At 56.2% G+C, this 22,900-nt stretch carries 16 protein-coding genes, 1 tRNA gene and 1 pseudogene; 8 read left to right on the top strand and 10 right to left on the bottom strand.

Going from position 1 to position 22,900, the window contains the following annotated elements; genetic code table 11:
- Nucleotides 1-181 precede the first annotated feature (181 nt).
- The 3 genes from V1283_RS03480 to V1283_RS03490 all read right to left on the bottom strand — a co-directional run bounded on the left by V1283_RS03480 (nt 182) and on the right by V1283_RS03490 (nt 2,999).
- Nucleotides 182-257, bottom strand: a tRNA-Thr gene (locus V1283_RS03480).
- Nucleotides 258-1,114: 857 nt separating this feature from the next.
- Complete coding sequence (locus V1283_RS03485; protein ID WP_334385047.1) at nt 1,115-1,399, bottom strand: hypothetical protein; 285 nt, start codon at nt 1,397-1,399, stop codon at nt 1,115-1,117.
- 763 nt (nt 1,400-2,162) lie between these two features.
- Nucleotides 2,163-2,999 (bottom strand): heparin lyase I family protein, encoded by an 837-nt coding sequence (locus tag V1283_RS03490; protein WP_334385048.1) that lies wholly within the window; start codon nt 2,997-2,999, stop codon nt 2,163-2,165.
- Between the two features lie 313 nt (nt 3,000-3,312).
- Between V1283_RS03490 and V1283_RS03495 the strand changes: the two genes are divergently transcribed.
- Nucleotides 3,313-4,713 (top strand): hypothetical protein, encoded by a 1,401-nt coding sequence (locus V1283_RS03495; RefSeq protein ID WP_334385049.1) that lies wholly within the window; start codon nt 3,313-3,315, stop codon nt 4,711-4,713.
- 64 nt (nt 4,714-4,777) lie between these two features.
- On the opposite strand, the gene V1283_RS03500 is transcribed toward V1283_RS03495, so the two are convergent.
- On the bottom strand, nt 4,778-6,895 hold the full coding sequence (locus tag V1283_RS03500) for a cadherin repeat domain-containing protein (protein WP_334385050.1): 2,118 nt from the start codon (nt 6,893-6,895) through the stop codon (nt 4,778-4,780).
- 618 nt (nt 6,896-7,513) lie between these two features.
- Nucleotides 7,514-8,722 (bottom strand): glycosyltransferase family 4 protein, encoded by a 1,209-nt coding sequence (locus tag V1283_RS03505; RefSeq protein WP_334385051.1) that lies wholly within the window; start codon nt 8,720-8,722, stop codon nt 7,514-7,516.
- A gap of 689 nt (nt 8,723-9,411) precedes the next feature.
- Between V1283_RS03505 and V1283_RS03510 the strand changes: the two genes are divergently transcribed.
- From V1283_RS03510 to V1283_RS03520, 3 genes are all read left to right on the top strand, one after another.
- Nucleotides 9,412-10,377, top strand: a complete 966-nt coding sequence (locus V1283_RS03510; RefSeq protein ID WP_334385052.1) for a heparin lyase I family protein — start codon at nt 9,412-9,414, stop codon at nt 10,375-10,377.
- Nucleotides 10,265-11,611, top strand: a complete 1,347-nt coding sequence (locus tag V1283_RS03515) for a glycosyltransferase family 2 protein (protein ID WP_334392942.1) — start codon at nt 10,265-10,267, stop codon at nt 11,609-11,611. Before V1283_RS03510 ends, V1283_RS03515 begins: the two co-directional genes overlap by 113 nt.
- A 307-nt stretch (nt 11,612-11,918) precedes the next feature.
- Nucleotides 11,919-13,142 carry a polysaccharide biosynthesis/export family protein gene (locus V1283_RS03520; protein WP_334385053.1) on the top strand — a complete coding sequence of 408 codons (1,224 nt, stop codon included), beginning with the start codon at nt 11,919-11,921 and terminating at the stop codon, nt 13,140-13,142.
- A gap of 17 nt (nt 13,143-13,159) precedes the next feature.
- Here the strand turns inward: V1283_RS03520 and V1283_RS03525 are convergent, their stop codons facing one another.
- From V1283_RS03525 to V1283_RS03545, 5 genes are all read right to left on the bottom strand, one after another.
- Complete coding sequence (locus V1283_RS03525; protein ID WP_334385054.1) at nt 13,160-13,984, bottom strand: heparin lyase I family protein; 825 nt, start codon at nt 13,982-13,984, stop codon at nt 13,160-13,162.
- A 224-nt stretch (nt 13,985-14,208) separates the two neighbouring features.
- Nucleotides 14,209-15,081 carry a metallophosphoesterase gene (locus tag V1283_RS03530; RefSeq protein ID WP_334385055.1) on the bottom strand — a complete coding sequence of 291 codons (873 nt, stop codon included), beginning with the start codon at nt 15,079-15,081 and terminating at the stop codon, nt 14,209-14,211.
- Nucleotides 15,082-15,096: 15 nt separating this feature from the next.
- A complete protein-coding gene (locus V1283_RS03535; RefSeq protein WP_442895696.1) occupies nt 15,097-15,888 on the bottom strand; it encodes a 4'-phosphopantetheinyl transferase family protein in 792 nt (263 codons plus the stop codon).
- Nucleotides 15,889-15,974: 86 nt separating this feature from the next.
- Complete coding sequence (locus V1283_RS03540) at nt 15,975-16,898, bottom strand: hypothetical protein (protein ID WP_334385057.1); 924 nt, start codon at nt 16,896-16,898, stop codon at nt 15,975-15,977.
- A 65-nt stretch (nt 16,899-16,963) separates the two neighbouring features.
- A complete protein-coding gene (locus tag V1283_RS03545; protein WP_334385058.1) occupies nt 16,964-17,878 on the bottom strand; it encodes a cupin-like domain-containing protein in 915 nt (304 codons plus the stop codon).
- 292 nt (nt 17,879-18,170) lie between these two features.
- On the opposite strand from V1283_RS03545, the gene V1283_RS03550 reads away from it, so the two are divergent.
- From V1283_RS03550 to V1283_RS44555, 4 genes and pseudogenes are all read left to right on the top strand, one after another.
- Nucleotides 18,171-19,283 carry a glycosyltransferase family 4 protein gene (locus tag V1283_RS03550; RefSeq protein WP_334385059.1) on the top strand — a complete coding sequence of 371 codons (1,113 nt, stop codon included), beginning with the start codon at nt 18,171-18,173 and terminating at the stop codon, nt 19,281-19,283.
- 313 nt (nt 19,284-19,596) lie between these two features.
- Nucleotides 19,597-20,910: a nucleotide sugar dehydrogenase gene (locus V1283_RS03555; RefSeq protein ID WP_334385060.1), complete on the top strand. Its 1,314-nt coding sequence runs from the start codon at nt 19,597-19,599 to the stop codon at nt 20,908-20,910.
- Complete coding sequence (locus tag V1283_RS03560; protein ID WP_334385061.1) at nt 20,894-22,147, top strand: glycosyltransferase family 4 protein; 1,254 nt, start codon at nt 20,894-20,896, stop codon at nt 22,145-22,147. Before V1283_RS03555 ends, V1283_RS03560 begins: the two co-directional genes overlap by 17 nt.
- A gap of 396 nt (nt 22,148-22,543) precedes the next feature.
- Nucleotides 22,544-22,738 (top strand): annotated as a pseudogene (locus V1283_RS44555) (DapH/DapD/GlmU-related protein); the annotation flags it as partial.
- Between the last annotated feature and the right edge of the window lie 162 nt (nt 22,739-22,900).

Genomic DNA, 22,900 nt, shown 5'->3' on the forward strand with positions numbered 1-22,900 from the left:
TCGCGTGGCGAAGACGTCATTGAGCAGCTTAGCTATTCGGTCAGGGCCGTGCCAGTATCTCTTGGCGTCCCGTTCCTTACTGTTGGGTCCAGCAATCGGTATACTTTAAGTCCCTCGGCCATTTCCGCATCCAAATGGCGGCGGCCGAAGGCGTGAGCAAGCGGGCGAGTGCAGGTAATTTTGGTGCCGGTTGAAGAGACTTGAACTCCCGACCTTCGGTAAACAAAACCGACGCTCTACCCCTGAGCTAAACCGGCAATGCAGAGAGTATCGCACAGCGAGCAATCGACTGCCATAGTCGTCGCTTGTTAAGGTTGATGCTCGGGCGCGACTGTAAGGAATGATGGCCTTCGCCTGTTGCCTGTGAGGATATTCGCCTCGCGCTGCGGACATTCTTGCTGTGCAATGCACAGATCGCCGTGGTGCGCGTCGATGTCATCAGTTGCCGCAGGGAATGAGAGAGGCAAGCGCCGTCTATCGGCGCCGGAGTGACCCGTCGCGCATTGCGCCAATCTTGGTCACCATCAGAATCAGAAGCGCGGGCACCAGAACAGACAGGCCCCCACCAATGAGAGAGAATCCGAGAGCAACTTCATCCATTTGAATCGCCCACTCTACGAGGCGTTACAACAAATAAAAATGGCCGCAGAACTGCGTCCTGCTGCCGACCGGGACCCCGTTAAATTGCGGGCCCTTGTTAACTTTTACAGTGAACCGAGTTCCGGGCGGAGGGGAGTCAAAAGTGGCTTTCGTGTGAGTAAAAGCAGGCGAGTGTTGCAGTACGGATACAACAAGGAAGCGACGCCGGCGGAATTGTGCCGCCAGGTTGAAGTGGGCCTAGCGTGGGGCGTTTGACCTCCGGTTTTGAAGGAGGCGGAAGACTATTTGGCGCTGGCAGAAATCTGGGCCAGAGCGCGACTCACTGCGGTCCGCGCGAAGTTGATCCAACGCCGCGAATTTGCGCCAGCGCTTCAAGCGGTTATCGGGGTAACGTCAGGCCGATTGGTGGCGGCGGTTGCCCCGAATCCGCGGGGACTGCAGAAACGTCGCTGGCTGACCCTGGCGACGGCTTTTTGGTGTCCCGCGCATTCCACTGGAATGGGGCGACTACGACCTAGTTCTTGGGCTCCAGCCCGCGCGGCGAGTCGTTAGTGTCAGACTGTGTGCTGCTTTCACCTGATAGAGCAACCGGGCCCGCTGACGTGGTTACCGGCGGGCTTTCTTCCCATTTGTCACAGCCGGCCAGGCTGTCATCGGCACCATAGTGCACGGCGCGTTTCAGAGCCTGCCGTCGCTCTTGATACTTTGCGCGGCGAGTTCGCGATATACGATCACGCCAAGCGTAGCCTGCGACAACGCCAAGCAAGAAAATGACGACCAATTCGACGATGCCGATCAACGCCACACTCCAGCTCTCGCCCCAAGGGTATTCTAAGCACGGCCCGCCCTTTGGTGGAATCGTTATATTGACGCGGTCCAATCGCTAAAGAACACCGGAAAGCCGGTGTTATTCGGGGCAAGGTACATCTTAGCGCCTCTCCAACTCGCGCCTCTCTAAGATGTTACTGCGGCAGAAATACCGTCGGCGCCTTAATCCCCGTTCCGGCTTTTCGTAAAAAATCTAATGAGACCGGGACGACGTGGGTTCAGCTGAGCGGACACGGTCGATCAGTGAGATTGCTTCAGCCTGCCGCCTCCGTCGCTCTCTTCGCTCACGCTCCCTTGCCCGACGGGCCTGTGAAATGCGGTCACGCCATGTGTAGCCTGCTGCCACGCCCATTATGAAAATCGCGATTGTTTGGATGATCCCGCCCATATTTGTCCCCGCATTCAGCCGGTCCCCACCTTCGGCTGGAGGCTATTCTAGGCACGTCTGTCTATCGTTGTGGAGTCTGTTTCATGAGATCAACGACGATCCGGCAAGCCTTGTCTCCTTTGCGCGGCGGCGCGGCGATCTTGGCCTGAGCGCGCGTGACACCGCTAGCGCGTGTCTCTGAACAAAGCTGAAGCCGTACGTTGCTCACGCCCCCGATCGGTGTCTCGTGGGGAGCCGCAGCGATCAGTGGGGAGGGCCGCACCGACAAAGCATTGCGAACGTACAAGGGGTGGGGCGTTGATTGAGCTTCCGCTTCCCTGGCGCGGACCTTGCGCGATGTTGGAGGTTATTTTGCCGATGGCCAGGCAGCCCGCGTGGTTACCCGGCTCATCAGGCTTGCAGTCCCGTGCTCGATATTGGCGATCTGAACTGCCAGAGGTGGATAACCCTCAGACTGCCAGCCGCGGTAAATTCCAGCCTTTACATAATTGGCTGCATCTGGGCCGCCGATGGTAAGGCCAACGCTGCTGGCGACCTCGACCCCGTCTACCCAGCAGCTCATCGTGCTTTTGATGTCGCCGGTGATCTTGATCTTGACTACTACGTCATAGACCCGACCTCGAACGATCTTGTTCTCGGACCTCCAGTGCGTCTTGTCTACTTGGGCTCCTTGCTGCGTGTGAATAGACAGTACTTCACCAACGATACTGAGAGCCCACGGAACAGCCGCTTGTGATCCATTTCCGTGGATCTGCCCGACAACACCCCATGCCAACGGGCCGCCCGGATATCCTCCAGAAGTCGCAATTTGCGGCGCCCCCGGCTCGATCAGGAACTGGTAGGCGAACCAGAATTCGGTTCCCTTCGGGTATAATGTCGGAGCGCCATCCAGTTCAGCGCGCTCCGTATCGTTGCCGCCCATCGCGTCGGTCCAAAGTTCGTTGTTGCGGACCTCGCCGCGAAAGATCGGGGACGTGGTGTTGGTCGAAAGCTGAGCCGAATAAGATTTTTCGGCGCTCTCCGGGTTATAGCTCCTGCCGTTCAACGAGATCTGCGTTGCTGATGTCCAGTCGTTGTGGGCGATCGATTTCCAAACGACCGACCCGGAGGGTGTCTGTGTTGCCGCCGGGTTTGTCGATGAAGGAGCAAGCAGCTGTGCCGCGAGCAAGACAAAAATCTTCATCCTGGTTTTCACGGAAATACCTCCAAGGCATCGAGCGGGCTAACCGTGAAATCGAAAGTAGTAACGATATCTGAAGGATTTAATCCTATTTATAGCAGCAGAGGCAATTAACCGACAAGTCCGCCGGCCAGGGTGCGCGGCACCGCGTCCCGACATTCCGGATCAGAATGGAACTCTGGCGGCTCCAAAATCGCATTTCTGCAGCTTAAGCAATGCATTGGTTGAACTCTGGCCCAGTTCGGATAGACTTCTTGATCGGTAAAGCGGAGCAGAAGCAATGCCTCGATAATACTTCAGAAGACGGAGTTATTTGATGGGCCAGGCGATAGAGACCGGCTTAAATATCATTGAAAAGCCCCTTCTGCACGACGGACAGCCTGATCCGATCGATCAAGACCGCGCAACTCTGGATGATCTCCTGCTCGGCAAGTCCGTGGACGCGTGTGAAATCGCGCACAATCAGGCGGGCGGTACACGGCGAAGAGTTAGGACTTTCTCCATAGCCGTGGCGCTCGTCGCGGCAGCGCTTGTCTTCGTGTATTTCCGTTTCGAAGATGTCGCGCGGGTGACGCAATATGCCAATTTGCACGACGTGTATGGGCGTACGATCGGTGAACGTGTAGTAGAGCCAGTGACCGATTGGTTCAGGCGATCCTCACTCGCGCTACGGGACTGGGCGCAAGCCGATCAGGGCGGGGATCTGGTCAGGCAGTCCTCGGAAATGCCGGGGCCGATTGGTTCGAACACCGCTCGAGACCATCAGGCGCTCGAAGTAGAACACGCCCGCAGTGATGCATTGGCCAAGGAGCTTGTGAAAGTCCGCCGCGAGTTCGATGCGGCAGTGACACTCGCCAGTAAGGCCGGCGACGATCTAGCGCAGCTCAGGCAGACGACAAAGGATGCGACTGTCAGGCTGGAGCAGTCTCTTCAGCAGGAGCGCGACCACAGCGCCGCGCTATCTGGCCAATTGACAACGGCGCGGCAGGACTTCGAGACGAAGATGGCGTCGGCAAGCGACGCCGCGACGCAACTGCGAGAGGGGAATGAAGCCAAGATATCCCAGCTGGCGCAGCGTAATCAGGAGGCGAATGCAGCGATAGCTGAGCTCGAGCGGTCTCTTCAGAAGGAGCGCGATCGCGGCGCCGCGTTAACTAGCGAACTGACGACAGCGCGACGGGAATTCGAGACGAAGATGGCGTTGGCAAGCAAGGCGAGTGAAGAGGCGACCCAACTCCGAGAAGTGGCCGAAGCCAAGGCGGCAGAACTAAAACAATCTCTGCAACGAGAGCGAGACAATGCCCTCACGCTGACGCGTGATCTTATATCCGCACTCCAGGAGGTTGACGCGCGAACGCCGTCCGATCGCACCACGAACAACCAGATCGATCAGACCAACCAGGCTGCGGTGCCGGCCCCGGCGAAGCCGGCTGCCGTCGGGACAGATGGCAGTTCGCAAACGGTCGTCAGGCTGATGGCGCGCGCAAGCACACTGCTCGCCCAGGGAAATGTCAGTGCCGCGCGGATCGTACTCGAGCGCGCTGTTGAGAAGGGCAGCCCTAGCGCAAGCTTCGCGCTCGCGGAGACCTATGATCCTCATGTGCTTTCCCGGTGGGGGGGGCGCGGCGACGCGGCGAAAGCTCGCGACCTTTACACGCGAGCCAGGGATGGAGGCATTCAGGAGGCGAAAGACAGGCTAAAGGCATTGAATCAATGAGTACGGTATTCTCGGCGCAAGCGTAGCCGCGCACGCATCCTTCAAGCGCTAAATTCGGATATTATCAGACCAGCCAGTCGGCATGAATCGACGGTAGGTGCGCAGCCATGTGGCTGTCGGCGAAAACGTTCGCGGTATCACCAGCAATATTCATCCGGTTCGCGCCAGTATCTGGCGCCAGGCCAAACACGTCTACACCCGGATCCGTTTTAACCGGTGGTGCCACGAACCAACTGGCATCAATCGCTTGCACTGGCGACGCGTCGGCCATGCTCGAGTGATGAATTGAAGAGGTCAGGGCGGAGAAGTGGAAGCTTTCATTATAGGCCGCGACAAGCTCGGTAATATGAGTGAACGGCGGCGCTGACGCCGGACTATCGATGTGCTGCCCAAACGCGAAATTGTCGGCTCCGGCGTCCCAAATCAGGATGCGGCCGCCATGATCGCTGTTGATAGTGTCGTTGACCGGGGTGCCGGCGATGACACCGCCATCATTGACCGGCGCTACCGAAGCCGGTCCGGTAACGGCAATGGCGAAGCTCTCGCGGCTGATCCACGCGCCATCGCTGACCTGCGCGGTGATGGAATAGCTGTGACTGGGGCCTGAGCTTTCGAAGTTCAGCTTGGTGGGATCGGCGACGGTGACCACGCCGGTTGCAAAATCGACGTCGAAGCCGCCATGGGAGGTGTCGCCGACAAGTACGTAAGTGAGCGCCGGACCATTGATATCATGTGAGGATATGGTGACCCCAACGGGGGTCCCTGCCGCAGCGCCTTCGGCGACAGTATTGGCAGCCAGGTCGCTATCTATCGGCATTGACGGCGGCGCGTTGGCGACGTCAATGGTAAAGCTCTCGCGGCTGATCGACGCGCCATCGCTGACCTGCGCGGTGATGTAATAGCTGTGACTGGGGCCTGAGCTTTCGTAGTCCAGCTTGGTGGGATCGGCGACGGTGACCACGCCGGTTGTATAATTGAGGGCGAAGCCGCCGTGGGAGGTGTCGCCGATAAGTACGTAAGTGAGGGGCGGACCATTGATATCATGTGAGGATACGGTGACCCCAACCGGGGTGCCTGCCGCGGCACCTTCGGCGACAATATTGGCAGCCGGGTCACTGTCTATCGGATTTGACGGACGCGCATTGGTGACGTCGATGGTGAAGCTCTCGCGGCTGATCGACGCGCCATCGCTGACCTGCGCGGTGACGTAATAGCTGTGACTGGGGCCTGAGCTTTCGAAGTCCAGCTTGGTGGGATCGGCGACGGTGACCACGCCGGTTGTATAATTGACGGCGAAGCCGCCGTGGGAGGTGTCGCCGATAAGTACGTAAGTAAGCGGCGGACCATTGATATCTTGTGAGGATACGGTGATCCCAACCGGGGTCCCTGCCGCAGCGCCTTCGGCGACAGTATTGGCAGCCGGGTCACTGTCTATCGGATTTGACGGCCGCGCGTTGGTGACGGCAATGGTGAAGGTTTGCGAACTGGTCAGTATACCGTCACTGGCCTGCGCCGTGACGACATAGCTATAGTTGGGTCCGGAACTCTCGAAATCGATTTTCGTCGCATCAGCGACGGTGATGATGCCGGTCGTGGAATTGATGGTAAAGCCGCCGCCAGAGGTGTCGCTGGTCAGGCTGTAGGTGACGGACGGGCCATTGATGTCGGCGGAAGACGCGGTGATGCCGACGGTTGAGCCATTGCTGGCGCCTTCGACAATTGTGTTGTCGGACACATCGCTGTCGACCGGCGTCGACGGCGCAACGTCAGTGACGGCAATGGCGAAGGCTTGCGAATTCGTGAACGCACCGTTGCTGGCCTGCACGGTGACGGAGTAGGTATGTCCTGCCGCGGTCTCGAAGTCGAGCTTGCTCGGGTCGAAGACAGTAACGACGCCGGTTGCGGGATCGATTGTAAAGCCGCCGCCGGAGGAGTCAGCCGTCAGGGAGTATGTAACGTTCCGCCCCGCGGGACCGGTTGAGGAGGCTGTAATGCCCACAGGCGTATTGACGGCCGCACCTTCTGCAACGCGATTGTCGGCTGCGTCAGAATCGATCGGAGCCGGCGGCAATGGAAACCACCGAGGTCCCCATCCGTGGGCTGGAATTGATCCATCGCCGAGAAATGAGCTGAATCCTGCTCGCCAGAGGAGCAAATCAAAAGCGACGACAGGTTCGCTCATCATCACGCCTCACTCTACTCACTAAACACCGCTCGAATACTAATTTTAACTAAATAGAAACCGTATCCTGCGGGGCTGTCAATGTTCCTCGTCCTATTTACGCATTAACCTTGATTTAATTTATCGATATCGTCGCCAACAGTCCGCTCGAAGATGCATGACTGCGACGCCGAACCCGGTCAGGACGTCAAGGAGTTCGCGCTCGGCGCAAATCCTGCGTGATCGTTTGCGCCTATGCCTACAGGCTCGGTGCCGGTTGCCTGGCCGGCTCGCTTAGAGATTATCACCAGGGAACCCACTATGACCCCATGCGGCGCAAGGAAGCCGATCAGCAGATCCCTGCCCAGACTTCCGTTATGGGGGCCCGAAAACTGCTTTGCCCGTTGAGTTCACGGTTCGCAGTTAAAGTTGCCAATAAAATCGGTACCATCAGCACAGGTCGAGAACCCGCAAATGGACCGATTTGTCGCCAGACTTCCAGACCCACAAGATTTGAGGTCGAGTTGCCGATAGTCTCCGGCTCCTGTCGCGAACATCGCCAGTTTTCGGGAGACTGAAGCCGGAGACGGGGAGGCGAGACTCTAGTCCGACGCCGCCGTAAGGCAATCCGGAGCGCACCTAACGCTTGAGCGCGGCAAGATAGGATTCAGAGTAAGTTTTCGCCACCAGGGTGGCGGTGAAGCGCGATTGAACCCGAGCCATGGCATTGGCGCGGGCGAGGGCGTAAAATCCGGGCTCGGCGAGAAAGCGCTCGATTGCATCCGCCAGACCATTCTCGTCCCGCGGCGCAATGAGGATACCGGTCTTGCCGTCCTCGATGATATCGGGGATGCCCGACCAGTGCGTGCCGATCGCAGGAAGCCCGAGCGCCATTCCCTCTAGCAGGCAGAGCGGGAACATCTCACCGGTCTCGTAGCTCGGCAGGACCACCACGTGGGCACCTAACATTAGTGCCGGAACGTCGCGGTGGTCGATTTTTCCCTTGCAATCCACGACGCTGCGGAGGCCGAGGCGCTCTATTTCGGCCTCAATTTTCCTGCGTATCGGGCCATCGCCGATGAACACAGCGCGGATCTTCGGGTAGCGCGGCGAAAGCTTCGCCAGAGCGGCCAGCAGTTCAATGTGGCCTTTGCCGTCGACCATGCGGGCGACAGTGACCAGCGTCAGTTCACCTGGAGCCGGCGTCGATGCTAGCCCCGAGAACAGTTGTTCATCGACGCAGAATGGGATGATTCTGGTCTGATGTTCCGCGATACCCTCGGCCGCCATCTCGGCGGCAGCAGCGGCGTACGGCACTACTATTTGGGAAGCGAGACGCTTCTCAATCCAGAATGTAACGTCGGCGAGAAGGTCGCGCTGCGGCGCGAACCAGCTTAGGGTTCCGTGATGCGTGACGATCACCGGCCGCGCGCGGGACATCGCCGCTGCCACAAAGCCGTCGAGACAGGAAATCCCGACCGCCTGAACGTGCAGCACATCGGAGCCCTTAAGCAGCTGGTGCAGGGCGCGGATTCTTCGTGCCCGCAGCAACGCGGTTCCTAACTTCCGCGGCAGCCTGTCATCGTGAGCGTTACGGGTCGGCAGATCGTGAACGGCGATACCGTGGTCGGCGGCAATGACTTGCACGTCCCGGCGGTTGGTCAGATCCATAACGATCGACGGAACGAGACCGGCCCGCTTCTGTGCTGCGCAAAGCTGAAGTATGAAAGTCTCGACCCCGGTCATGCCGAAATTTGTGCCCATGTAGTGAAGCACCCGCACCGGGCCGAGCCGCGCATCGCGCTCGGGACGACTTGCCTCCAGAGCTGGTGAGATCATGGTGCTCATGACCACGGATCGACAAAAAGTGTTTTGACTGTCGAGACTGGAGTCAGGCGACAGTCGTCGTGCTGCCGTGAGGAGCACACGCTGACGAAACGGCGTGTGGTTAACCCGGGCGGCAGCCCCGTGATAACCTCCGCTTCGAGAAACGGCGCAGCCGCCGTGAAGCGGTGTAGCGGCCGATACTGCCGCTTGTGCGGGCGGACGTGGCTGAACCCCTCCCTGGAGCCTTTCGCCAAGGGGTGGGGCATGATGCTTCTGTGTGAGAGATCGCGGGAAGCCACTTTGGCTGGACCTAAATCTGGGTGTATTGAAGGATCAATCAAATCTAAAAAGCGAATGACGTTCCGGAATTGAAAAACCGCGCTCAGCGCCATTTTTGGCCACACTCGCTATCGCGGCGCAAGGCACGAAGCGTCGTTTTGCGTCCATTTGCCGCAGTGTGAGATCGGAGATGACTATCCACCCACCATCTTCATCGAGCCTCATCGCCATTTGTTCGATGCGGCTTGGTCTGTTCTCGATGCCGCGGGCCTACTGCTGCTGATGATAAGGTCGATTGGGTAACCCGGACGCGTTCGCCGATCACGCTTGATGCGCGCGACCTGAGCTTAGGAGACTTTGATTGCCGCCGAAGGTTTTAGCGCCATGTCAGACAGGATCAACGTGACGCGCAACGTGAAAAGGGAGGATTGATGAAGAACCCGCATTTGCTGTTCGTCGCGCTCCTTGCTGTAAGCACTTTCGTTTGGCCAAATGAGACGCACGCTCAATCCAGCGACACGGCGTCCGTGTCTCCGGCGCCCAATGCGTTTAAGAAGTGCCCGCCGGTTCGGCCCAGCCGGCATGAGACTTATCGTCTGCCTTCGGGCGGAAGCCTGCCCGAAGGCATATCATTCGCCACCGATTGGAATAAGGCTCCGACGGGTGGATGGTACGCGCAACAGGCCATGGATAGCTGCCGTATTCAGCCCGATGGTTTTTTGACGTGGCATGGAAAAACAGCCGTCCGCGTTGAAGTTCAGCCGAAAGATGACCCTCTGACTTTGAATTCAAATAGTGAACGAGCAGAGATGCTGATCATGCAGGATGATATCGGAAAGGAGATCCGGGAAAACATCCATAGCGGCACGCAGTACTATGCCACCAGCTATTATTTTCCTGCAACTTGGCAGGGACAGCAGCTGCCATGGTCTGCCTTCGCTCCAACCGACTGCTCCGCCGATCGGAATATGTGCAACAGCTGGAGTTTTGTCTGGCAGTTTTACGGCTGGGGGGCGCTCAGCGCTGCAAAAAGTACTGTGAACGGTCCGCAACATTATTCGTTTAACAACACCCAGCTTGCAGATGGCGGACTTATACAACTGGATAAATGGACTGACTTTGTATTCGTGGTGGAGTGGGGCACCGGCGCCTACGCCATCTGGCGACGCGACGAGGGCCAGACGACGTTTACACAGGCGCTCAGCGGCACGATGCCAGTTCCGGACCGAAATATCTACGTTAAGCAAGGTCTCTATCGCGGGGGAAATGTCGGTGATCGGACCGATGTTCTTTGGATCGGACCCACGGCTCGAGGTTCAAGCTTTTCTGCCGTGGAGCGACAAGCGTTTGGGACTGACGCCGGCAGAAGTAATAACGTTTCATCTATCCGCCGGTGAGATAATTCCGACATGCGCGCTTCAGGTAAATTCGCTCCTTGCTGCCGTTATCGGGCTCCATCCCAAGGCGTCAATAGCGTCCTTGCTCAGCAGGCAAAGCTCGCGTAACGTTATTTTCGGCAGCAAGTGCTTCGCCAATCCAATTGAAACTGGGCATCCTATTAATTGCGGCGGGGAGAATTTAACGGTGGCTAAAGTGAGCATCGTTATCAAAGCCCTGAATGAAGAATCCAACATCCGCAGAGCGATCGAGAGTTCGCTTGCCGCCATCGCAGATTGCGACGGCGAGGTGATCATTGCGGATAGTGTTTCGACGGATCAAACGATCGAAATTGCGAAGCAGTTTCCCATATCGATTGTGCAGCTGGAAAACGCTGCCGAGCGATCCTGCGGCATAGGCCCGCAACTCGGGTTTCAGCATTGCAGCGGAGAATATGTTTACATCCTTGATGGCGACATGGAATTACAGGCGCCATTCCTTCAGCGGGCCATCGGCATTCTCGACCGTGAGCCAGCCGTCGCCGGAGTTGGCGGGTATATTCACGAAATGCGGGCTGACAATCTTGAAGTTCAGGGACGCGTCAAGCGCATCAATCGAATGCGGCCAAAAGGGCCGCTCGATATTCATTGTCTGAATGGCGGCGGCCTCTATCGACGTTCAGCCATTGTGGATATCGGATATCTTTCTGACAGGAATCTACGTGCGTTTGAAGAATACGACCTTGGCGCGCGCCTCCGCGCCAAGGGGTGGCGACTCATACTTCTGGAAGACAAGGCAGTCGATCACTACAGCTATGATGTCGGGACGTGGCAACTGCTGTGGCACCGGGTTCGAACCGGTCGGTTCCTCAGCTCCGGTGAGCTGCTGCGTGCGGCAATAGATGGTCACTATGTGAGGCATGCAATCCGAGAAGTGCGCACTCTACCGCTCGCGATCGGCGTCTGGTTCTATTGGGGTGCCATTATTCTGGCCTCTGTTCTGGCCTCTCAATGGGTATCTGGCGCCGCGCTGTTTTTAATCGGTTTGGGAGTGCCGATTATCGTAATGGTGTTGCGAACTCGATCACTGGGACTTGGAGTATTCAGCGTGCTTAACTGGCATATTGCAGCGGCCGGATTTCTGGTCGGGTTATTCAGGAGGCGTACGTCGCCTTCGGCTCACGTCGGGAGCAAGGTGCTGCAAGACTCGGGTGTTGTGGCCAAAGAAAATTCAAAGAAATTAAATTATAACTAAGAGCTAGTTTATCCGTCGCGGCCCTCTATTGGACCTGCAAGGGCACAGCTCGGTTTGGAGCCCTGAACCTGTATTTGCCGAAAATAGACGCCGCCGCGGCGTGGCGTGGGCATCTCTGTCCGTCATCCCCCGCGGAAGGGATCGTCGGAAGCACTCGGGCTTTAATCCAACGTTTTGGGAAACTTAAGGTTTCTGTGGTCGAACTGTGTTCTTTGGGGAACACTTTCGGCGAAAATGCGGCGCCTCGTCCCAGAAGCCTCTCCCCGCTTAAAACAACATGATAGACGGAGGCTAAGAGGGGGAAGGAATGGGATTCCGACTTAGCTGTTTAGGTGCGTTAGCAGGTGCACTTCTGAGTGCCTGCTCGGTCATGCCGGTTTCGGGCCCACAAAGTTGGGACATCGCATCGGGTCAAACCGAAATTCCCTACGCCCTCGTCCACCTGAATTCCACCAACATCAATATTTTAGCGTCGAATGCCCCAAGGATCGCAGGTGTATTTGGCGACCGGCGGGGTCCGCAAACCGTCGTTCTCGGTGTTGGGGACACGGTGGGAGTAACGATCTTCGAAACCGGTCCTGGCCTGTTTGTGCCGAATGACACGGGGTACGTCCGCCCCGGCAATTTCATCACCGTTCCGCCCCAGGCAGTCTCCGTCGAAGGCACCATAACAATTCCGTCGGCGGGCGTGATTCGTGCAAAGGGAAGCACGGTGGCGGGCCTGCAGCGCGACATCCTTGCGGCCTTGAAAAATCGCGCACTGGAGCCAAACGTCGTTGTCACCGTATTGGACCAACGTTGGTCGAATTATACTCTGCTGGGCGACGTTCGCGGTTCTGGTCGATTCCCGGTAAGCACTGGCGGAGAGCGTCTGCTGGACGCAATCGGGCGGGCGGGCGGATTGTTGGGTAGCGGTAACGAATCCTGGGTCGTCCTCGATCGCAACGGGAAGCGGGCGGTTGCACCGTTCGGAGCGCTTGTCGACGAAGCGGAAAACAATATTTATGTGCGGCCTCAGGACACAATTTACGTATTTCGTGAGCCACAGACTTTTCTTGCCTTCGGTGCGTCGGGTAGGCAAGGGCAGTTTCCGTTTGAAGCGTGGCGCGTTTCGCTCTCCGAGGCCATCGCCAAGGCTACAGGTTTGAACGATGTCAACGCTAGCCCGGAATCGGTATTTATCTATCGCGGTGAGAGCCGTGAGGTCGCGCAGCGACTCGGGATCGACGTTGCAAATTTCACCGGGCCGGTGATACCGATCATCTACCAGGTTAACCTGCGAGACCCGGGCGGATACTTCCTCACTTCCAAGTTCCAAATGCGGAACAAGGACGTTCTATACGTTTCCAACGCTGTTTCCGTCGAAGCCAGCAAATTCTTGAATTACATCCGCACGATCGTCGCAACCGTGCAAGATCCGGTCAATCTCGGGATCAGTGGCTATGCACTTAAGGCGGCCATCAATGGAACCGCGTCGAATACGGCAATCGTTACCACCCCCGTGCCGATAGCGGGGCCTGTTGGGCCTTGATGCTCAATGTTCCGGGCCTATTTGATCGCCAGCGGACTGGTTATCCTTGCCGTTAGGTCCAACGTACCGATCTCCATGTTGGCAAACTGAATTGCCAACGGAGTCGCGATTGGCCCATAGCCTCGGTACACTCCGAATTTCCAGTACGCCTGATTGCCAGCCGCACCAATTGCGCCGGTGAAGTCGACAATTTTTTTTCCGTCGCACCAGAACTCCAGTCGACCGTCATCGGACGTGCTCTCTTTCAAATGGAAGACGATGTTGTGCCAGACGTTCCGCGACAGGCGGCTGTTGTAGCGAATGGCAGAAACTCCGCCTGTACCGCCGGGCTTGGAATGCTCGCTATAGATGATCAGATTCCCTGCTTTGAAATGGACATGGAACGCCCGCACCTTGGTCCCATGCATCTGGCTGATGGCGGTCCAATCGGATCGATATTCCGCGCCTGGCTCGACAAGAAATGAGTACGCGCCCCAGACATCCGCGCCATGCGCGAACTTCTGCTTGTAGCCATCGAACTCTGATCGCTCCTTGTTCTCGCCCGAGTCGCGATCTTCACTCCACTGATCGCCAGGGCGAACCTCAAAACGCGTTAGATCAGTGGCAGCGTCCGTAGCTCGACGAATGCTCCAATCATGCGCGGCAAACTCCGGCGCATATTGGATCCCCCGGATCGTGATACTGGCTTTAGGGTCGAGCAGAGGTGCCCAACGAAAATTTGCCGCCTCTTGGGCCGTCAAGGTAGAGGCCGGGAACAGAACCAAAGCGACGAAAGATATCTTCGCTGTCATACCGCTCAGCGCGCCAATCCGCGCGGTGATTGATCCGATGAAATTTGGCATGAGTAACTCCCAAGGCTGTTTAACTGCATATCTCTCGTGAACTCGCGCGCAAGGCGCGCGGCGCGATGCGAGCGCCGAAGGCAAACCCCATGGCCAACCCAAACGGTTGGCCGCAGTTGTTCCGACAAAGTACAGGCCGGGGGATCGAAGAATGGCCGGCAGGAGTCGGAGCGTCCTTCTGTCAGTCGTGACTGACCGCCATGCATTAAGAAAATCAGTTGTGATCAAATAAACCGTATTTCATCCTGTTCGAGGACAAGACAACTCAACTGTCCCGTCGCATAGGCGCCAGTATCGATATTTATGCGGTTTGAGTGAATTTCTGGCCGCGGCACCGGCGTATGACCATGAACCACTATCTTTCCAAAGTCCGACTTAGATAGAAGAAATTCATTGCGGATCGTAAGAAGGTCTTTCTCGCTCTGCTGATCAAGTGGAACGCCAGGGCGCACTCCTGCATGAACAAAGAAAAAATCCCCGCACGTAAACGAAGGCCTCAAGCTGCTTAGAAAATTGTAATGACCGTTCTCGTGCAGGGCGAGACGAAATGACATAGCCAAAAGCTCTTGCTCCCGAGCGTCGGAATAATTGCTCGTGACAATTCCATACGAGCGCAATGTATCAAGTCCCCCGAACCGAAGCCACGCTTTCAGAAAAGCAGGGTTTTTCAAGAATTCGAACAGATAATGTTCGTGGTTTCCTTTCAAAAAAACGACCTCACTGCGTTCGCTCTGAAGAGCAAGTTGCTCAATCACCTGGCGAGATGACGGCCCACGATCCAAATAGTCGCCAAGAAAGACGAGGATGGGATGAGGTATGAAGTGCGCGGAGATGTCTGTCTCAACCTGAGCCAACAGTGGCTGAAGAAGATCGCTGCGACCATGAATGTCCCCGATCGCATAGACCCGTATACCGTCTGCAATCTTTGCGGGAAGTTTCTTTGTCGTGGGATTGGGTAAATTGCGCACAGGTACGACTACTCGCTCGGCCACACTTCGACGGTCGTCGACGCTACCAAAACCACGAGGCACCATCCCGTCAATTATTTGGCCCCGAACGGCGGCCGTTTGCCCACCATCTGGCCGCGAGTAAATCAAGCAACGCCCACCTGGCTAATCTCCATCGACCTGCAAGTAAGTGGGCATGCCATCGTGTAGATCATGGAAATTCGATACGGTGACAGGTCCAACGATCCTCGTTGCTGCAACCGCAGCAAGTACGTTGCCTTCACTCAAATCAGCCATTTCGAATATCGAAGCTTTGGTGGAACTCTCCGGCGTCCAGCTCACGCGCCAACTTGCGCAATCGAGTGGTACTTCGAAATCGTTGAGTTTGGCCAAGAGCCCTTGTCCGACCGCCTTGAGCAAAGCTTCCTTTCGGGTCCAGCACAGAAGAAACGCTCGAACACGGTCCGGGCCGGCGAGCGACTGAAGGATTTGAGCTTCGCGGTCGGTCAAGCACTCCTGAGCAAGTGCGTCAACATCCGCTTTGTGTATGCTCCCGCCATCTTCCACGTCAATGCCGACCGATTGGCCGGATGTTACGGCGAGCAGGGCCTCAGATCGACAATGCGCCAGATTGAACTCGATGCCGTGGTTACCGCTGGCATTATCGATAAAGGGCTTTCCGTTTGGGCCTGGCTTGATATCGACCTCTGCGGGATCCAGATCGAGATAACGGCCGAGTACGCACCTAACCAGAAGCCTGCTTTTGCAGAATCGCTCGCGATCGGGCTCGAAACGAAAAGCAGACGCACGTGCGCGCTCCTGGTCGCTCATCAGCGGCCATGCCTGTTTCGAATGGTTTGTGGATGAGAATTGCATTCGCCACACGTGGACCTCGCCATACTCGGGGCGAACCTTTAGTCCGCGGCGCCATTGGTTCAAAGTCCGTATCGAGGTCATTTTCTCGTATGGTCAAGAGTGACTATTGAGCGTGCAATCCCTGTATATGCAGCCTGCTATCGTTCAGCGAACAACCAGAACCTGAACTACGAGACCCTTAGACCAGCCTGCGTGGTGACGGGCGTGGCGTACATCTGGGGATACTCGTCGGCCCATCTGCCAACGTCAATGAACTCCACCGCCTTGTGTGACTGGAGAACCCTTAATACTTCGTCGCAGGTGCGCCAAATCGGCTCATCGTGCGCCAAATGATGCGTCAATAAGCCAATCGGTGTATCGGCAGCTAGAAGTCCTAATCGCCTGCCGCGTAACTGCTGCAAGAGCTGATTGGCAATTGTCTTCGTGTCCTGTGCTGTCCGCGTTTTCCAGTTTATTACATCCAGGTGAACGTCGATACGAGGACCGCGCGAGGAGGCGGGAAGCTTGACTACCGCCTTCCGATTAAGTCGAGAAACCAATTGCAGCATTTTGTTCTCGAGGAAGGGTGGCACTAATGAGATGCCGAAAAAACCGATATTCGGAAGAGCCCTGACCAAACCAGGTGTGATGGCGTTAAAGGGCGGGACAAATATTGCCTTTGATGTACCGAAATGTTCCTTAAACAGGTCCAGTGCTGATTTTGCATCCACGATCATGCTTGAAATAGGTCGATCCGGACCAAATTCAGCTGGCTTGTTACGCCGGTTATAGTTGATGTGCTTCCACCCGTGGCACATGGGATAAAATTGCAGCACGCTTCTGCCGAGGTATTCACAAAGATCGGGAGCGATCTTTCCCGGGATCACGGCAAGCCCAATTCTGATATCGTGCCTGGCGGCAAGATCACGCAGCCGTTCCAAATTTTCCGAGGCTTGGCAGGCGTCGTCATCGCGCACCCAGAACCTTGCCGTCAGACCAGCCTCAGCCCAGCAGTCGAGCTCGCGGCGCGCCTTGTCCCACATATCGGTCTCTTGAAGCTCCATACCTGTTGGAGTGTCCAGTTTGGGCGTTTGCCACAAATGCTGTTGCATTTTTATGCTCTAAGCGACAACGCTTTTCCAGACGCGACTGCTACCGCCTGCGGCCGGCTCAGTTGCTAGCTCTCCGCCCGGGCATACCTTGCATGCTCCTGACCAACTTTCCGACCGGTTGCCTGGTAGCCAATGCGTGCAGCAGCCCGCGCAGCCTTCGCGCCCCAGTACAAGGTCTGATCGAACCGGCCACTGTGCCAGGACGCTGGAATGTTGACACCGAACTCGGCCATGCGACCGCGGACCTTGTGGACCAAGTTATCGCGGCGGGTACTGTCAGTATAGTAGGTGAAGCTCATTGTAATGGAGGGCCCTTCGCCAACTTCGACAAGGTGCGGGCTGGTAGATGGCATGTACGCTCCCTGGCCGGGGCCAAGCTTGAAGCAGTGCGCCAATTCACGGAACTCCTCTCGCCAGACGATCAAATCTCGCCGATGGCGAGAATGGAAGCGATCACGCGCTCGCTCGCTGACCACTCGCAGATCGTCGGGCTCCCACACATAAACGGTCTTCTGGCCGCTAATCTGCAGGATGAAATTATGTTCCTTGTCGATATGAAACGGAGTGACCGTCCGCGGTGAACTGACGAATATCCATCCGCCAAAATACGACATCCCCGGGTCTTTGGCCTCGACCTGTGGGCGAACGCTGCTCAGGACATCGTCGACAAGTTGACGATAGACAGGATCCGTTTGAACATTGAGCAGAGACATCCATGCTTTCGTTGCCTCAATATGCTCCATTGTTTGGATCAGCGGGCCCGCAACTGGATGCAAATCGGGTGCGTCGCCGAATGCGGTACCTGCCCCGGCGTCGCTCGTGTGCGCGCGAATGCCACCCTTGGTCTCGAGGCGTTTGGCCAGTTCGATCAACTGACCAATCTGGAGTAGGGGATGCTCCGATACTTTGTGGCTGACTGGAGCGACCGCCCAAGGCTTGAAATTCGACCAGTCCAATTCAATAAGGGGTTCGGCAAACATGTTCCGCTCCGCAATTTTTGCAGAATTCAGGACTTATAACAGCTCCGAGTTTTCAAAGCCAAGCACGGATTTGTACGGATTTAAGATGCCGGGAAAATATAATTAATATGGTCAAATATCCCCGAGCCGCATAAATCGTCTCCGAAACGGTGTGCGCGGCGATTTGTAATGCCTTTTTTCCCTGGATACGCCGCAGGCGTTAATACTGTTCGATGTAGCAGGCTGACAGCAGCCGCGTGTGCTTTATAGGTTTCGGAACGTAACCTCTGTTTTCTGATGGGAGCTTTTTCTGATGTTGCAGGCACCTCTGCTCCGCGTTTTGATTGCGACGCCCTTTGGTGCACGACAGAGAGGCGGAATCGACCGCCTGACGGACCTTATCGTAGATACAGTCGAAAATAGCGCGGATGGTCGAGTTCGTGTGGACCGATTGGTGACCAGGGGAACTGGCTCGCTGGTCTGGGCGCCGTTCGTGTTCGGCCGGGCACTCGTTCGGTTCTGGAAATTAAAACGACGCGGCGAAGTGGATCTGCTGCACATCAATCTGGCAGCAGGGGGAAGTGCCATTCGGAAAGCATTTCTGGCCCGCTTCGCCCGACGTCTAGGCGTGCCCTATGTATTGCACCTCCATGGTTCCAGGTTTCATCAATTCTGGCCGTCGGCGGGACCATATGTCCGCAATCTAGTTGACCGGATGTTCGCGGAAAGCGCGGCTATAATCGTGCTTGGGAAATATTGGTCCCAATTGGTTACGACCCACGTGCCGCAAGTTGAGAAAAAAATCACTGTCCTCCCGAACGCGACAGCTCCAATCCGACTCGCGCGCGAGCCCGCGGCTGACGGGCGTGTCCGGATCTCCTTTCTCGGCGAGTTGGGCCAGCGGAAGGGTACCCCTCAGCTGGTTGAGGCGCTTGGGCGCCTGGTCAGTCGTCAGGACTGGACGGCTACGATCGCGGGAAATGGCAAAGTGCAAGAGACGATCGCGCGCACACAACAACTCGGGATCGACGATCGGGTCAAAGTGCCAGGCTGGCTCGATTCCGCGGCAATCAATGAGGTGCTGGGCCAAACCGACATATTTGTCCTACCCTCATTCGCCGAGAACCTGCCGATGTCAATTCTTGAAGCATTTGCGTGCGGTATCGCCGTCATCGCAACCCCGGTGGGAGCTGTGGAAGATGTCATCACCCACGAATCCAATGGACTTCTTGTACCGGTGGGGGACGTTGATGCGCTTGCAAGCGCTATTCGTCGATTAATCGAGGATGGGACACTCCGCGAGGCGCTAGGTGCGGCTGCCCAACGCGACCATGCCAGACACTACGAAATTGGAGCATACATATCGCGGCTGACCACGATCTGGTTCAATGCGGCGGACAGCGTGAATCGCAGGAAATGTGCGTGAGTTTGTGATCGCGATGCGGATTTGTTTGCAGCGGTTGACGCGCGTATTCCGATAAACGAACCGACTCCGATTGTGAAGTTTGGGCTTCGGGAGAGATACCGAAAGCAGCTAAACTACAAACCGGTTTGTAACACATTTGTCATTCGAGTTTCAGGGGTTCCTTTTCAAATTAAGTATTTTCTATTAATAGGATGGATTATCATGGTTGAATTCGCTAGGAATTCATTTGCGCGGTCACTTCGCAGGAGAGTTGAAGCGGCGGCTCTCGACGCTTAGTCGATGATCTGGCACCCACATTGTGATGATTTGAAACATGAAAATTAGCGTCTTTGGCCTTGGATATGTCGGGGCTGTAACATCGGGCTGTCTCAGCACGCTTGGTCATTCGGTTGTTGGCGTCGATTATTCGGAGGCCAAGGTTGCGCTTATAAATCAAGGTAAGGCGCCGGTAATCGAACTGGATCTGGACAAAACGATCGGCGAGGCCGTCGGCAGCGGGCAGTTGAGCGCAACTCACGACGCAAACGAAGCTATCCTCGCGACCGATTTGTCTCTCATTTGCGTCGGAACTCCGAGCAGGAGGAATGGCGATCTCGACACCAGTGCAGTGAAGTCCGTATGCGCTGAAATCGGAGCCGCGCTTCGACAGAAGTCGTCGTGGCATTCCGTAGTAATCCGGTCCACCGTTCTCCCCGGAACAATCCGTAACGTCGTCATTCCTGAACTCGAAGCGACAAGCGGGAAAAAGGCCGGCGTTGACTTCGGCGTCGGTAGCAATCCGGAGTTTTTGCGTGAGGGAACGGCCCTCAGTGATTTTCACGCCCCGCCGAAGACGGTGATAGGTGCGGAGGATGAAAGGACCGGGAGCGAGATCGAGTCCTTGTATAGCGGGATTAAGGCGCCCTTGGTCCGCACCTCGATAGAGGTCGCCGAAATGATTAAATACTCCGACAATGTTTGGCACGCCCTAAAGGTGGCATTCGCCAATGAGATCGGAATCATTTGCAAGAGCCTTGACGTTGACAGTCACGAGGTTATGGACATCTTTTGCAAGGACTCAAAATTAAATCTGTCAGGTTACTATCTTAAGCCGGGATTTTCGTTCGGAGGGTCTTGCCTGCCGAAGGATGTTCGCGCCCTGGTTCACAAGGCTCGTTCGCTCGACCTGGATCTGCCGCTCATTGGGTCCATCCTTCCTTCCAATGAAAAGCAAACGACTCGCGGCCTCGATATGATCTTGCAGCTCGGAAAGCGGCCCGTGAGCATCCTGGGTATGAGCTTTAAAGCCGGGACAGATGACCTCCGCGAGAGCCCGATATTGGAAGTAATCGAGCGCCTCCTTGGCAAGGGGTATGACATCCGTATTTTCGACCGCAACGTGAATTTGTCAAAACTTGTCGGTGCGAACAGGGAGTATTTGTTGCGGATGATTCCTCACGTCTCGTCCTTGCTGGTCGATTCCCTTGATGCAGCGCTTTTGCACGGCGAGGTCGTCGTGATCGGAAACGGCGATCCGGAATTTCGCAGCATCGCTCCGCGCATACGACAGGACCAGTTTGTTGTTGATCTGGTCCGCATCCAAGACCGTGGCACCCTCGATGGACAGTACGATGGCATTAGCTGGTGAGATCGCATTAACCGGTGCTTCGTCGCGCGCGAGGCGGATTCTAATCATCGTCGAAAACCTGCCGGTTCCATTCGATCGTCGCGTTTGGAACGAGGCTACGACGCTGGTGCAGGCGGGATATGAAGTTTCAGTGATTTGCCCGGTGGGTTCAGGCGCCCTCGCTCGTCATGAGATTATCGACGGCATCCACATCTACCGACATCCGCTCTTCGAAGCACGGACAATGTATTTCTATTTTGTGGAATACAGTGTCTCGCTGTTTTGGGAGTTTCTTCTTGCGTTCCGGGTTTATTTTGAACGTGGTTTTGACGTTATTCACGCATGCAATCCACCGGATCTAATTTTTCTGGTCGGAGGGTTCTTCAAGCTGTTTTTCGGAAAGAAATTTGTCTTCGATCATCACGACATCAATCCCGAGTTGTTCGAGGCGAAGTTCGGCAAAACCAATTTTCTATATCGAATTATCGTTGCACTTGAACGCTGGACCTTTGCCATTGCGGACATTTCGATAGCGACGAACAATTCGTATCGCTCCATTGCGACGGGACGCGGTCGAATGAAGCCGGACCGTGTTTTTGTTGTCCGCTCGGGCCCCAATCTTGAACGTTTGAGGATTGTTCCTCCGGATCCTTCGCTCAAGAAGGGGCGTGCCTACTACGTCGGTTATGTCGGAGTTCTGGGCGGCCAGGAGGGGCTGCGCTATTTGTTGGAGGCGGCGAGGTATATCATCCATGATCTGAAACGCAGCGATGTAGAATTTTGCATCGCCGGCGGTGGACCGGAGCTGGAGAGGCTTAAAGCGCTTGCAGTCGCGCTTGATGTTGCGGACTACGTAACTTTCACGGGCCGAATTTCAGATGAGCAACTGCTCAAAATTCTGAATACCGCCGACGTTTGCGTTAATCCCGATGAATGCAACGATATGAACGATAAATCGACCATGAACAAAATCATGGAGTATATGACGCTCGCCAAGCCGATTGTGCAATTCGATCTAACCGAAGGTCGATTTACTGCTCAAGAGGCGTCTCTCTACGCCCGCTTGAACGATCCGATCGATTTTGCCGACAAGATACTGGAACTGCTGGCTGACGAAGAGAGGCGAAAGCGACTTGGAGAATTTGGACGGAAGCGTGTACTTGAGCACCTTGCCTGGCCACATGAAGCGCCGAAATTGCTCGAGGCCTACGCCACGCTGTTTCAGGAGGATTCGCAAGTTGTGAAATCCTCGGCTTGAGCGAGAATTGGTCCAGTAACCATGGCATCGTTTTCGAGTGACATCAGAGCGGATGCCTTTCGAGTCACCGGCAAAACAATGTCGGTGGGCTCGATCGTTGCGCTCGCTGCAGTCAACCGTACATTTCGACCGGTCCTTACGCTCAGACTTTGCCAATGGAGCAGTGGCAAGTTTTTGCGGTTGCTGGCGAGACTGTTGCACCGGCTTGCGCAGGGCAAGGTTGGGATCGACATGCCCTCAGGCGTTCGTGCGGGTCCCGGGCTAATTCTCGTCCATGGATGGGGAATCGTGGTGAACAAGGATGCGCAGATCGGCTCGAACGTCACATTGTTCAATGGGGCAGTGCTAGGCCGCAAAGACACGATTTCGTCGAGCGGTCGGAAAACGGAATACCCCGTCATAGGCAATGATGTCTGGATAGGGCCCCACGCAATTGTAATCGGCGGCGTCAGGGTCGGCGACGGAGCCATCATCGGGGCAGGGAGCGTCGTCACCAAAGATGTCCCGGCCCGCTGTATCGTGGCCGGGAACCCGGCTAGACTCCTGCGATCGGACGTACTTCCCGATGTGATGAACAGGGCGCCCGGGTAACGGGGGCGCCTGCCTCAAAGCCGATCGTTCAACGCAAATGGCATCTTGCCATATTGGTACCCTGGTATATAAAACTTTATATTATTTAATTTGCAAGCGCCAGTTCGGTGCTGCAAGCGATCCGGTGCCCGGTTAAGGATTAAATTGGACCCGCTGGGGAGT

It is taken from the genome of Bradyrhizobium sp. AZCC 2262, from assembly GCF_036924535.1.
In the GTDB taxonomy this organism is placed as follows: Bacteria; Pseudomonadota; Alphaproteobacteria; order Rhizobiales; family Xanthobacteraceae; genus Bradyrhizobium.